Below are 11,943 nucleotides of genomic sequence, written 5' to 3'. Positions count from 1 at the left end.
ACTGTTCCATTTCCGCCCCCGAGCATGCAGGGGGCGGGCGAGTAGAGATAAGGGGTAACCCTCTATGTACGCGATCGTCAAGACCGGCGGCAAGCAGTACAAGGTTGCCGAGGGCGACCTCGTCAAGGTCGAGAAGCTTGAGGGTGAAGCAGGCGACAAGGTCGAACTCACCCCGATCCTTCTCGTAGATGGCGCAGACGTCACCTCCGGTGCCGACGCACTGTCCAAGGTCAACGTGACCGCAGAGATCGTCGAGCACGGCAAGGGCAAGAAGGTCAACATTCTGAAGTACAAGAACAAGACCGGCTACAAGGTCCGCCAGGGCCACCGCCAGCCGCAGACCACCGTCAAGATCACCGGCATTAAGTAACCACTAGGAGAATTTGAACAATGGCAACCAAGAAGGGTGCATCCAGCTCCTCGAACGGTCGTGACTCTGAGTCCAAGCGCCTCGGTGTGAAGCGCTTCGGTGGCCAGCAGGTCAAGGCCGGCGAGATCCTCGTCCGTCAGCGCGGCACCAAGTTCCACCCGGGCGACAACGTCGGCCGCGGCGGCGACGACACGCTGTTCGCACTGACCGCAGGCTCCGTCCAGTTCGGCATCAAGCGCAAGCGCCGCATTGTCAACATCGTCCCGGCCGACGGCCAGGGCGTTGCTTCCGAGGTCCTCGAGCAGGCTGAGGCAGCAGGCGTTGTCGAGGAAGGCACCGCCGACGAGGCAACCGCCACCGCGTAACCGCGAAGCGTAGGCGCCGCCGGTCCAATCGGGCCGACGGCGCTTTTTGCTTATCATCGTCCGTGTCCTAAAGAAAGGCGGCAAACCACCATGGCCCAATTCGTTGATCGCGCAACCCTGCACCTGCAAGCAGGCGACGGCGGCCACGGCTGCACGTCCGTCCACCGCGAAAAGTTCAAGCCGCTCGGCGGGCCGGACGGCGGCAACGGCGGCCACGGCGGCGACATCATCCTCGAGGTGTCCACCCAAGTGCACACGCTGCTGGACTTCCAGTACCGCCCGCACATCAAGGCGCAACGCGGCGCGAACGGCGCAGGTGACTGGCGCAACGGCGCGCGCGGCGAGGACCTCGTGCTGGAGGTGCCGGTGGGCACGGTGGTGCGCAGCGAGGACGGCGATGTGCTCGCCGACCTGACCGTGCCGGGCACCCGCTTCATCGCCGCGGAGGGCGGCTTCGGAGGCTTGGGCAACGCAGCCTTGGCGACGGCGAAGCGCAAAGCCCCCGGTTTCTCGCTGAAAGGCGAACCTGGCGAGGCACACGACCTGATCCTGGAACTGAAGTCGATGGCGGATGTTGGCCTGGTCGGGTTCCCGTCGGCAGGCAAATCCTCGCTTATTTCTGTGGTGTCCGCCGCGAAGCCGAAGATCGCGGACTACCCGTTTACCACGCTCGCGCCGAACCTGGGTGTGGTCAACGTCGGCCACGACACCTTCACCATCGCGGACGTGCCCGGCCTGATCCCGGGCGCGAGCGAGGGCAAGGGACTCGGCCTGGACTTTTTGCGCCACATTGAGCGCACCGCGGTGCTCGCGCACATCGTGGACGTGGCCACGATGGAACCGGGCCGCGACCCGATCTCCGACATCGAGGCCCTCGAACACGAGCTGGACACCTACGCCGACGCCCTCGACATGGACTCCGGCCTGGGCGACCTGCGCGAGCGCCCGCGTCTCGTGGTGCTGAACAAGATGGATATCCCGGAGGCCAAGGAGCTCGCCGAGTTTCTCCGCGCGGACATCGAGGAGAAGTTCGGCTGGCCGGTGTACATGATCTCCACCGCCACCCGCGAGGGCCTGGACGAGCTGAAGTGGGCGCTGTGGGACATCGTCAAGCGCACCCGCAAAAAGCGTCGCACCATGCCTATCGACGAACCACAGGTCATCCGCCCCAAAGCCCTCAGCCGACGCGGCGAGGACGGCGGCGTGGAGGTCGTGCGCGACCCCATGTACCCGGAAGGCTGGCTGGTCACCGGCGAAAAGGTGGAGCGCTGGGTGCGCCAGACGGACTTCGAAAACGACGAAGCCGTCGGCTACCTGTCGGACCGTTTGAACAAGGCAGGCGTGGAAGACATGCTTCGCAAGGCCGGCGCCCACGAGGGCGACACGGTCACCATCGGCGAGATTTCCTTCGACTGGGAGCCGACCATCGGCGGCGACCCGACGCTGGCCGGCCGCGGCCAGGACGCACGCCTGGGCGGCACGGACCGCACGTCCGCGGCGGAGCGCAAGCGTGCGTCCCAGGCCCGCCGCGGCCTGATCGACGAGTACGACTACGGCACCGGCGAGGAAGCCGACCGCGAGCGCTGGCAGGGCTAGAACCGCGTAGACTCCAAACGCATGACTTCCCTCCGCGAAGAGATCGCCGCCGCCCGCCGCATTGTGGTCAAGCTGGGAACAAGTTCTCTGGTCAACGCCTCAGGCGAGCTGGATTCGGCGAAGATTGACGGCATCGTGGACGCTATCGAACACCGCATCGCGCGCGGTTCCGAAGTGGTCGTGGTTTCCTCGGGTGCCATCGCGGCGGGCATGGGGCCGCTGGGGCTGAAGGCCCGCCCGCGCGATCTGGCCACCAAGCAGGCGGCCGCGTCGGTGGGGCAGATCCACCTCGCGCAGGTGTGGGGTGCCTCCTTTGCGCGCTACTGCCGCACCATCGGCCAGGTGCTGCTCACGCAAAGCGACGCCGGGTCCCGCGAGCGCGCCCGCAACGCGCAGCGCACCATCGACAGGCTGCGTCAGATGGGCGCGGTGCCGATCGTCAATGAGAACGACACCGTGGCCACCTCCGAGATGCGCTTCGGCGACAACGACCGCCTCTCCGCCATCGTGGCCACCCTCGTGTCCGCGGAGGCGCTGGTGCTGCTGTCGGACGTGGACGGCCTGTACGACAAAAATCCATCAGACCCGAGCGCCAAGCTTGTCGACGAAGTCCGTTCCGGCAACGACCTCACCGACGTCGAAGCCGGCGACGGGGGCGTTTTCGGCACCGGCGGCATGGCGGCGAAGGTCTCGGCCGCGCGCCTGGCCACCCGCGGCGGCGTGCCGGTGCTGCTCACCGCCACGGAGAAGATCGAAGACGCCCTCGAGAACGCGCAGGTGGGCACCGTGTTCCACACGCGCCCGGAGAGCAAGCTCAACGCCTGGAAGTTCTGGGCCCTCTACGCCGCGGACGCCGAGGGCGTGCTGCGCCTGGACGAGGGCGCCGTCGAGGCGGTCACCCGCGGCGGGACCAGCCTGCTCGCGGTGGGGATTACCGGCATCGAGGGGGAGTTCCACGCTGGCGACATCGTGGAGATCCTGGGCCCAGATTCGCAGGCTGTGGGGCGCGGCGAGGTGGCCTACGACGCCGCGGAGCTTGCCGCGATGTGTGGTCGCCACTCCGACGAGCTGCCCGCCCACCAGCGCAGGGCCGTGGTGCACGCGGACTACCTGTCCAACTACGCCTCGCGCCTGTAGTAGCTAGTCTGGGCGGGCATGAAGTTCACGTTTTTGCCCAAGCCCAAAGACGAGCCGATCGCCGCGTTGGAGGCGGAAGGCCACCAGCATGTGGCCCTGAAGGACAGCCCGGACATGATCCTCTTCGGCGGCGGCCCGGACGACTTCCCGGACCAGCTGCCCGATTCCGTCAAGGTCGTGCAGATCCAGTACGCCGGCGTGGAGAACCTGCAGGATGTCTTTGCCAAGCACGCTGCAAACGGTGTGCGTTTCGCCAACGCCGGCGGGCTGTACGACGACACCGTCGCCGAGTCCACCCTCGCGCTGCTGCTCGCCGTGGAGCACCGTATGAAAGCGGTGGATCGCGAGTGGAACAACACGCAGCTGTTCAAGGAGAAGGAGTACCTCTTCGACAACAAAAAGCTCGCGATCATCGGCGCCGGTGGCATCGGCAAGACGCTGATCCGTTTCCTTGAACCCTTCGGCATGGAGATCACTGCGGTGAACCGCTCAGGCAACCCCGTCGAGAGCGCGGACCACACCGTGACACTTTCCGACGATGTCTGGGCCAACCACGACTACTTCGTCCTGCTTGCCCCGCTCACCGAGGAAACCCGCCACATGGTCAACGCGGAGACCATCGAGAAAATGCCAGATAGCGCGGTGGTGGTCAATGTGGGGCGCGGGCCGCTCGTCGATACGCAGGCGCTCACGCAAGCGCTTGCCGACGGCCACCTGCGCGGCGCCGGCCTCGATGTGACAGAACCCGAGCCACTGCCCGCCGACCACGAGCTGTGGGGACTGGACAACTGCGTGATCACCCCGCACGTGGCCAACATCCCGCGGTTTATGGAGCGTCGCATCGGCGGGCTGGCCGCGAAGAACTGGGAGCTGTTTACCGCGGGCGAGAAGATGGCCACCGAAGTCGACGTCGAGGCTGGGTACTAGCATGCAGACTGACCAGCAAAGACAGGCCGAGCGCGAGGAGGTGCTCGCGAAGGCGCGCCGCGCGAAAGAGGTCGCGTCCGAGGTCGCGGCGCTGCCGACCCCGGCGAAGGACGCGGTGCTGCTTGCGGCCGCAGCTGCGCTGACCGAGCGCGCCGGGGAGATCCTCGAGGCCAACGCCCGCGACCTGGAGCAAGGCCGCGGCAACGGGCTCGCGGAATCCGTGCTGGACCGGCTCGCGCTCGACGAAGACCGCATCAACGGCATCGCCGGCGGCCTGCGCCAGGTCGCCGGGTTGCAGGACCCGGTGGGGGAGGTGCTCACCGGGCGCACGCTGCCCAACGGCATCCAGATGAAGAAGGTGCGCGTGCCGCTCGGCGTGATGGGCATGGTCTATGAAGCTCGTCCGAATGTCACCGTCGACGCGTTCGGGCTGGCGCTGAAATCCGGCAACGTGGCGCTGTTGCGCGGTTCGAAGACGGCGCGGGAATCCAACGCCGCCCTAGTCGAGGTGTTGCAGGACGTCCTCGCCGCCCACGACCTGCCGCGCGAGGCGGTGCAGCTGCTCCCGTGCGAAACCCACGATTCGGTGCAGGACCTCATCACCGCGCGTGGACTTGTCGACGTGGTGATCCCCCGCGGAAGCGCCCGCCTCATCGAGGCTGTGGTCACCGGCGCGACCGTGCCCACCATCGAGACGGGCACCGGCAACTGCCACTTCTACATCGACGGGTCTGCGGACCTGGACAAGGCCATCGCGATGCTCCTCAACGGCAAGACGCGCCGGGTCAGCGTGTGCAACGCCACGGAAACGGTGCTGATAGACGCCCGCCTCGCGGACGAGGACAAACGCGCGGTCGTTGCTGCGTTGCAGGCGGCGGGGGTTGAGGTGCACGGAGACGTCGAAAAGCATGCTGCGTTTGGTGCGAATGTGGTGCCCGCGACGGAGGCTGATTTCGCAGAGGAGTACCTCAGCATGGACATCGCGAGCGCCATCGTTGACGGCGTGGACGGGGCGATCGACCACATCACGCGCTACTCCAGCGGCCACACTGAGGCAATTGCGGCCCAAGACGCCAATGCTTTACGACGATTCGCTGACGCCGTCGACGCCGCAGCAGTCGTCCTCAACGCATCGACCGCCTTCACGGATGGGGAGCAGTACGGCATGGGGGCCGAAATCGGCATCTCCACCCAGAAATTGCACGCCCGCGGCCCGATGGCGCTACCCGAGCTGACCACCACCAAATGGATCCTGGAAGGTGCAGGCCAGGTGCGCTAGTCTATCTGCGTGCAAAAATCCCGTTCCTCCTGGCGCGCCCGTATCGGCCTGTTCGCCACCGCTGTCGCCACCGCCGTGACAGCCACCGTTTCCCCCGTCGCGCCCGTTCCGGAGGCCGACGCACAGACACGCTGCCCGGCCGTCGCCGTTATCGCCGCCCGCGGCTCCGGCCAAAACAGCCAGATCTACCCCACGCGCTACTCGGGTGGGGCGGCCTGGACCTCCAACGGCTGGGAGGCGGAGACCATCCGCGCCTTCCTGCAGCACGCGGAGCGCCGCTACGTGGCCACCCACGGCGGTAATTCCCTGATGAAGGATGTCGAAGTCATCGGCCTGGAGCCGCGCTACTACCCGGCAACCTTCCCGGAGTACGACGTGCCTGAGGTCGCCGTGCCGTCGACGCTGCTGCAGGCGGTCGGTCTTGCCATTCAGTGGGCCAGCCCGATGTTCATGATGGCGCGCACCGCCGCGAACCAGTTCCTGGACTCGGTGAAGATCGGCCGCGGTGGTGTGATGCAGATGGTCAACGACTACGAGCGCACCACCGGCTGCCGCCCGAAGTACATCCTGTCCGGCTACTCCCAGGGCGCGATGATCCTGCTCGAGCACGAGCGCGAACTGGCCCGCCGCGGCCAGCTCGCCGGCGTGGTCTACTTCGGCAACCCGAACACCGCCCGAGGCGACTGGTCCACCGTGGGCGTGCGGGGTGGCGGCGCAGGCGGCATCCTCGGCGTGCTGCCGTTTAACACCAAGACCGCGGCCGCGACCCGCAACCGCGTGAACTACTGCCTGCCGCTGGACGCCGTGTGCGACCTGTCGCGCCAGACCCTGGAAGCCTCGCGCCCCACCGGCGGCAACCACGCCCGCTACTTCCGCTGGCACTCCCGCTGGGACAATCAGGTCTCCGACTCGTTCGGCCGGTTCGTGGATCAGGTACGGTACGGCTAATGAGACGTCGTATCCGTTCCGCTGTCGCCGCGACCGCCTGCGCCGTCGCGCTTACCGCCGTGCCGGCGGGCGCGGAAACCATCACGCGCGACACTCAGGAGCGCGTGACGGTGGAAAAAACCTGCAAGATGAAGGTGGATGAGAAGGGCACCCCGATCATCGACGCAGACGGCAACCCGATTCCCGTCACCGACAAGAACGGAAAGCAGGTGTGCCAGGAGAAGAAGGTCGCGGGCGGCTCCAGCAGCAGCGCCAGCAAGTGGGCGGACGATACCACGGATGAGCTGCGTATCGGCGCCATCGTCGGCGTTATCGGCGCGCTGCTCGCGCTGGTGCTCGGCGGAGGGCTGCTGTTCATCGAGTCCGTGGACATCACCATGCTGCCGCCGGCGAGGTAGACGCGTATGACTGAGCACTACGCCGCCTCCTTGGATGAGGCGCGGCGCATTGGGGTGATGGGCGGCACGTTTGACCCCATCCACCACGGCCACCTAGTTGCCGCGAGCGAGGTGGCGGACCGGTTCAACCTGGACGAGGTCATCTTCGTGCCCACCGGCCAGCCCTGGCAGAAGGCGGGCAAGACCATCAGCCCGGCGGAGGACCGCTACCTGATGACGGTGATCGCCACCGCCTCCAACCCGCGCTTTTCCGTCTCCCGGGTGGACATTGACCGAGACGGTCCGACCTACACCATCGACACCCTGCGGGATCTGCGGCAGCAGTTCCCGGACGAGGCGTTGTACTTCATCACCGGCGCCGACGCGCTGGCCTCCATCATGTCCTGGCACGACTGGGAGGAAATGTTCCAGCTCGCCGAGTTCGTCGGCGTGACCCGCCCGGGCTACGACCTGCGCGAAGACATGTTGCCTGCGGACATTCAAAAGCGCGTGCACCTGGTGGAGATCCCCGCGATGGCCATCTCGTCGACCGACTGCCGCGCGCGTGCCGCCGAAGACCGGCCCGTCTGGTACCTGGTGCCGGACGGGGTGGTGCAGTACATCACCAAAAACGCCCTGTACGCCTAAGTAGCACTCTTAGGCCGTGTCGTGGGACAATGGCGGAGTCTGTCCAACCAACGAAGGGTTCCCACTTGACCGCTCCGCAGATCTCCATCGACCGGGCCAAGATCGCCGCTAAGGCGGCCGACGAGAAGCTTGGCAAGAACATCGCTGTCATCGACGTGTCCAACGTTATGGCCATCACGGACGTGTTCGTGATCGTCTCCGCCGACAACGAGCGCCAGGTCGCCGCCATCGTCCAAGAGGTCGAAGGCGACCTGACGGACGCAGGCGTGGAGCCGAAGCGCCGCGAGGGCAACCGCGAAAACCGCTGGGTGCTTTTGGACTACGGCAACTTCGTCGTGCACATCCAGCGCGACGCCGAGCGCGAGTTCTACGGCTTGGACCGCCTGTACGCGGACTGCCCAGCCATCGAAGTCGAGGGCCTGGAGCCCTACGAGCGCCCCGCCACCTTCGGCAACGAAGCCGAGATGCGCGAGGCGCAAAACATCGAGGACCTGCCGCTGGCGGGCGAGGGCCCGGCAGCCGCCGACGACGAGTTTTAGGCCATGCAACGTCGTTTAATCCTGCTGCGCCACGGCGAAACGGACTACAACGCCACCTCCCGCATGCAGGGCCAGCTGGACACGACCCTGTCCGAGCGCGGCATCAGCCAGGCGCACGCCGCGGCCCAGGAGCTGCGCGACCTGGGCATCTCGAAGATCATCTCTTCCGACCTCGTGCGCGCGAAAAACACTGCTGACGTGGTGGCGGCGGATTTGGGGTTGGCTGTAGACGTCGATAAGCGTCTGCGCGAGACGCACCTGGGCGACTGGCAAGGCAAAACCCACACCGAAGTGGACACCGAGCACGAGGGTGCGCGCGCGGTGTGGCGCACGGACGCGACCTGGGCGCCCCCGCGCGGGGAAAGCCGTCTCGAGGTCGCTGCTCGCGCACAGGCCGTGGTGGACGAGCTGATGCGCGACTACGACGAGTGGGACAACTCCGCTGTGCTGCTGGTTTCCCACGGCGGCACCATCGCCGCGCTGACCGCGTCGCTGCTGGGCTTCGTGGTGGCGCAGTACCCGGCGATCAAGGGCCTGGGCAACGCGAACACGGCGCGGCTCGTGGCAATGCCGCGCCTGGACGAACCGACGCAGACCCGCTGGTACCTCGAAGCCTGGAACCGGGGGCTGAACTAGATGGCGGTGCGCGTCGTGGTGGATTCTTCGGCGGGGCTGCCCGCTGAGGTCGTCCGTGAGCTGGATATCACCGTCGCCGGCATGCACCTCACCGGCAACGGCGAAGACAGGGGCACCTCCGGGCTGTCCTCGCTGGAGCTTGCGGCCTGCTACGCGCGCCAGCTGGAGCGCGGCGGCGACGACGGCGTGATCGCCCTGCACTTGTCTAAGGCGCTGTCGTCCACGTGGTCGGCGGCGGTGGCCGCGTCTGCGGTGTTTCCCGGCACGGTGAAAGTGGTGGAGACGGACGCCGCCGGGATGACTATCGGCGCAGCCGCCATGGCCGCCGCCACCGTGGCGCAGGAGGGCGGGGATTTGGCCGCGTGCGAGGAGATGGCAAAGTCCACACTCGCCCGCTCCGAGACGTGGGTGTACCTGCACCAGCTCGACGACCTGCGCAAGTCCGGCCGCCTGCCCACCGGCACCGCCGTGCTATCCGCGGCGCTTCTGGCCAACAAGCCGATTTTGCGCATCCACGACGGCAAGCTGGAACTCGCCGGCAAGACCCGGACCCAGTCGAAGGCGTTTGCCAAGCTCACGGAGCTGGTGGTGGAGCGCGCCGGCGGCCAGCCGGTGTTCGCGGCGATCCAGCATGCGGACGCTGAGGAGGCGGCTGACCAGCTGGCGTCATCGCTTGAGGCCCAGCTGCCGGAGGGCTCGCGGGTGATGTGCGAGCCGCTTGTCGACGTCCTCGCGGTCCACACCGGCCCCGGCGCCATCGGCCTGTCGGTTGTCTTTTCTTCTCGGGAATCTGCCCAGTAGGTGTGGATAACCCGCCCTAATCGGTGACGTTGCAACAACGTTATCCACAGGTTTTTCGATGGGGGCTTCCGGTGCGCGGCTGCCGGGCTTAGCGTGCCGGGCATGAACGCCATTGACCGTCTCCAGGAGCTCACCCGGCCCACCGGGGAAGAGGACCTGCTAGCCGTGCGCTATCCCGCGCCGCGTGTGTCCGTGCCGGTGAAGCCGGCCGCCGCGGCGGTGGTCGCGCTGCTCGTTGTGGTGGGGGCGTGGGCGGCCCTGCGCGGCGGGGGTGGGGAGGGTGATGAGGTTTCGTGGGAGCAGGTGGCGTCGCCGACCGAGGTCAGCGAGGTGGTCGTCGTGGCGGTGGTGGGGGAGGTGGCCAACCCGGGCCTGATGACGCTGAACGAGGGCTCCCGCATCGCCGACGCCCTCCAGATCGCGCAGCCGCTGCCCCACGCCGATTTGCTGGCGCACAACCAGGCGCAACTGCTTGTGGACGGCCAGCAGATCCACGTCCAAGCCATCGGCGCCGCACCCCCGGCCGGCGGTGCAGCGGGAGCGGCACCTGCAGAGTCCGGCACCGTGTCGCTGAACTCCGCCTCCGCCTCCGAGCTGACTGCGCTTCCCGGGGTGGGGGAGGCGACCGCGGCGGCGATCGTGGCCCACCGGGAGGCCAACGGGCCGTTTACCGCAGTGGAGCAGCTCACGGATGTCCGCGGCATCGGGCCTGCGAAGTTCGAGGCCATGCGCGACATGGTGGGGTTGTAAGCGATGTCGGAGCTGCGGTTGGTGCCGGCGGCGCTGGCGGTGTGGGCCGCGGCGGCGTGCTGCATCCTCTTCGGGGTCTGGGCGGCGCTTCTCGTCGCCGGGGTCCTCGCCGTATTTTGCCTGGCCGCGCGCGAGCCGGGCCAGGCTGTGCTCACCGCGGGCCTCGGCGCGGCGGCAACCCTCACAGCTGCGGTGCGCACCCGCGCAAGCGCCCCCGCCTCCGAGGTCGTGGGCACGATCAGCGGCACCCCGAAACAGACCGACACGGGCGCCTACCTGGTGCGTGTGCGAGTGCCGGGCAATCCGTCGACGACGCCGGTGTTCGCAGACGAACTGCCAGACGGGGCGGTCGCCGGGGCGCACGTGGTGGGCCGCGGTGTGTCCAAGGAGTCCGGCGTGCCGGGTGTGAACCCTTTCGTGCTCGACGGCCACGTCGAGGTCCTCGGCCCGCCTGAAGGTTTGGCGGCGTTCGCGCACCACGTGCGCTCCACCTTCGCAGCGGCGGTGGAGGCGCAGGTGGGCGAAGGTGCGCGCGGCCTCATTCCGGGCATGGTGCTCGGCGACGTCTCCCTGCAACCCGCCGCCGAACAACAGACGTACATCGACACGGGTCTGTCTCATTTGTCGGCGGTGTCTGGGGCGAATATCGCGATTGTGGCCACCTTTGCCACGGTGGCGGCGGCCGCGATAGGCGCGGGGCTGCGCGGCAGGATCGCCGCCTCGGCGGTGGCGCTTTTGGTCTACGCCGCGCTGGTGGGGCCGGAGCCGAGCGTGCTGCGCGCCTCGGTGTCCGGCCTGGTGGGGCTGGTGGCGGTGCTTGCCTCCCGGCAGGCCGAACCCATCCACGCGCTGTGCCTGTCCGTCGTCGGGTTGGTGCTGGTGGATTCAGACCTTGCGGTGCACTACGGGTTCGCCCTATCGGTGGCGGCGACGGCGGGCATCGTGGCGCTCTACCCGCTGCTGTACCGCGCGCTGGCGGTGACTGCCTGGCCGGACGTTCTTGTGCGGGCACTGGCCGTGGCGGTGGCGGCGGACCTGGCCACCATGCCGATTGTGGCGCTGATGGCGGGCAGAGTCTCGCTGGTCTCTGTCGGCGCCAACATACTGGTGGCACCCGTGGTGGGGCCGGTGACGGTGCTCGGCCTCGTCGCCGCGGTCTGCTCACTGTTTCCCGGCGGCTTGGAGGTGCCGGTGCTGTGGTGCGTGGAGCCGCTGGCGTGGTGGGTGCACACGGTCGCACGCATCGGCGCGGGACTGCCCGGTGCGACGGTGTCGGCGACCCCGCTTGCGGCCTTGGTGGCCTACGGGTGGGTGCTCGCCGGGTTTTTGGCGGGCCGCCCCCGCGCCACTGCGTGCGCAGCGGCCGTCTGCCTGGTGGTGTTCGCGACACCCGAGAAGCCCGCACCCGTGGACCCGTCCGGGCTGCGCGCCCACGTGGTGGACACCATCGATGCGGCGGAACCCGTGCCGGGGTGGGCGCAGCTCGTCGTCGTGTTGGAGGGCGGCCCGCCGCGCGGCCGGCCGGTGGCCACGCGGGAGGGCATCCCCGTCATCTTCCCCAACGACTAAG

The 11,943-nt window shown here is 67.9% G+C and carries 14 protein-coding genes; all 14 read left to right on the top strand.

The features are described from left to right. Positions 1–64 precede the first annotated feature (64 nt). The 14 genes from rplU to NUW87_RS05100 all read left to right on the top strand — a co-directional run bounded on the left by rplU (position 65) and on the right by NUW87_RS05100 (position 11,942). Positions 65–370: a 50S ribosomal protein L21 gene (gene rplU / locus NUW87_RS05165; protein WP_034998209.1), complete on the top strand. Its 306-nt coding sequence runs from the start codon at positions 65–67 to the stop codon at positions 368–370. A 20-nt stretch (positions 371–390) separates the two neighbouring features. Continuing rightward, on the top strand, positions 391–735 hold the full coding sequence (rpmA, locus tag NUW87_RS05160; protein ID WP_239219371.1) for a 50S ribosomal protein L27: 345 nt from the start codon (positions 391–393) through the stop codon (positions 733–735). A gap of 90 nt (positions 736–825) precedes the next feature. Next, positions 826–2,331, top strand: a complete 1,506-nt coding sequence (gene obgE / locus NUW87_RS05155; RefSeq protein WP_269027551.1) for a GTPase ObgE — start codon at positions 826–828, stop codon at positions 2,329–2,331. 21 nt (positions 2,332–2,352) lie between these two features. Next, positions 2,353–3,468 (top strand): glutamate 5-kinase, encoded by a 1,116-nt coding sequence (gene proB, locus NUW87_RS05150; protein WP_269027550.1) that lies wholly within the window; start codon positions 2,353–2,355, stop codon positions 3,466–3,468. Between the two features lie 18 nt (positions 3,469–3,486). Next, positions 3,487–4,395 carry a D-isomer specific 2-hydroxyacid dehydrogenase family protein gene (locus NUW87_RS05145; protein WP_269027549.1) on the top strand — a complete coding sequence of 303 codons (909 nt, stop codon included), beginning with the start codon at positions 3,487–3,489 and terminating at the stop codon, positions 4,393–4,395. A gap of 1 nt (position 4,396) precedes the next feature. Then, positions 4,397–5,674, top strand: coding sequence for a glutamate-5-semialdehyde dehydrogenase (locus NUW87_RS05140; protein ID WP_269027548.1), 1,278 nt, complete (start codon positions 4,397–4,399; stop codon positions 5,672–5,674). 9 nt (positions 5,675–5,683) lie between these two features. Further along, positions 5,684–6,622 (top strand): cutinase family protein, encoded by a 939-nt coding sequence (locus tag NUW87_RS05135; protein WP_269027547.1) that lies wholly within the window; start codon positions 5,684–5,686, stop codon positions 6,620–6,622. Next, a complete protein-coding gene (locus NUW87_RS05130) occupies positions 6,622–7,020 on the top strand; it encodes a hypothetical protein (RefSeq protein WP_269027546.1) in 399 nt (132 codons plus the stop codon). Before NUW87_RS05135 ends, NUW87_RS05130 begins: the two co-directional genes overlap by 1 nt. 6 nt (positions 7,021–7,026) lie before the next feature. After that, on the top strand, positions 7,027–7,647 hold the full coding sequence (gene nadD / locus NUW87_RS05125) for a nicotinate-nucleotide adenylyltransferase (RefSeq protein WP_239219396.1): 621 nt from the start codon (positions 7,027–7,029) through the stop codon (positions 7,645–7,647). A 65-nt stretch (positions 7,648–7,712) separates the two neighbouring features. After that, on the top strand, positions 7,713–8,186 hold the full coding sequence (gene rsfS, locus NUW87_RS05120) for a ribosome silencing factor (RefSeq protein WP_034998223.1): 474 nt from the start codon (positions 7,713–7,715) through the stop codon (positions 8,184–8,186). Between the two features lie 3 nt (positions 8,187–8,189). After that, positions 8,190–8,822: a histidine phosphatase family protein gene (locus tag NUW87_RS05115; protein WP_239219398.1), complete on the top strand. Its 633-nt coding sequence runs from the start codon at positions 8,190–8,192 to the stop codon at positions 8,820–8,822. Further along, a complete protein-coding gene (locus NUW87_RS05110; protein WP_269027544.1) occupies positions 8,823–9,623 on the top strand; it encodes a DegV family protein in 801 nt (266 codons plus the stop codon). A 102-nt stretch (positions 9,624–9,725) separates the two neighbouring features. After that, positions 9,726–10,373: a ComEA family DNA-binding protein gene (locus NUW87_RS05105; RefSeq protein ID WP_269027543.1), complete on the top strand. Its 648-nt coding sequence runs from the start codon at positions 9,726–9,728 to the stop codon at positions 10,371–10,373. Between the two features lie 3 nt (positions 10,374–10,376). Further along, complete coding sequence (locus NUW87_RS05100; protein WP_269027542.1) at positions 10,377–11,942, top strand: ComEC/Rec2 family competence protein; 1,566 nt, start codon at positions 10,377–10,379, stop codon at positions 11,940–11,942. The last annotated feature ends 1 nt before the right edge of the window (position 11,943 follow it).

It is taken from the genome of Corynebacterium pilbarense, from assembly GCF_026930265.1.
GTDB lineage: Bacteria > Actinomycetota > Actinomycetes > Mycobacteriales > Mycobacteriaceae > Corynebacterium > Corynebacterium pilbarense.
The sequence above is the reverse complement of the archived record's forward strand: the minus strand, read 5'-3'. Positions and strand labels throughout refer to the sequence as shown.

Bases quoted from the DNA above. Each gene is read 5' to 3' on its own strand.
- obgE (WP_269027551.1), top strand. From the start codon at position 826: ATGGCCCAATTCGTTGATCGCGCAACCCTGCACCTGCAAGCAGGCGAC.
- NUW87_RS05110 (WP_269027544.1), top strand. From the start codon at position 8,823: ATGGCGGTGCGCGTCGTGGTGGATTCTTCGGCGGGGCTGCCCGCTGAG.
- NUW87_RS05145 (WP_269027549.1), top strand. From the start codon at position 3,487: ATGAAGTTCACGTTTTTGCCCAAGCCCAAAGACGAGCCGATCGCCGCG.
- proB (WP_269027550.1), top strand. From the start codon at position 2,353: ATGACTTCCCTCCGCGAAGAGATCGCCGCCGCCCGCCGCATTGTGGTC.
- NUW87_RS05115 (WP_239219398.1), top strand. From the start codon at position 8,190: ATGCAACGTCGTTTAATCCTGCTGCGCCACGGCGAAACGGACTACAAC.
- nadD (WP_239219396.1), top strand. From the start codon at position 7,027: ATGACTGAGCACTACGCCGCCTCCTTGGATGAGGCGCGGCGCATTGGG.
- NUW87_RS05130 (WP_269027546.1), top strand. From the start codon at position 6,622: ATGAGACGTCGTATCCGTTCCGCTGTCGCCGCGACCGCCTGCGCCGTC.
- NUW87_RS05105 (WP_269027543.1), top strand. From the start codon at position 9,726: ATGAACGCCATTGACCGTCTCCAGGAGCTCACCCGGCCCACCGGGGAA.
- rplU (WP_034998209.1), top strand. From the start codon at position 65: ATGTACGCGATCGTCAAGACCGGCGGCAAGCAGTACAAGGTTGCCGAG.
- NUW87_RS05140 (WP_269027548.1), top strand. From the start codon at position 4,397: ATGCAGACTGACCAGCAAAGACAGGCCGAGCGCGAGGAGGTGCTCGCG.
- NUW87_RS05100 (WP_269027542.1), top strand. From the start codon at position 10,377: ATGTCGGAGCTGCGGTTGGTGCCGGCGGCGCTGGCGGTGTGGGCCGCG.
- rpmA (WP_239219371.1), top strand. From the start codon at position 391: ATGGCAACCAAGAAGGGTGCATCCAGCTCCTCGAACGGTCGTGACTCT.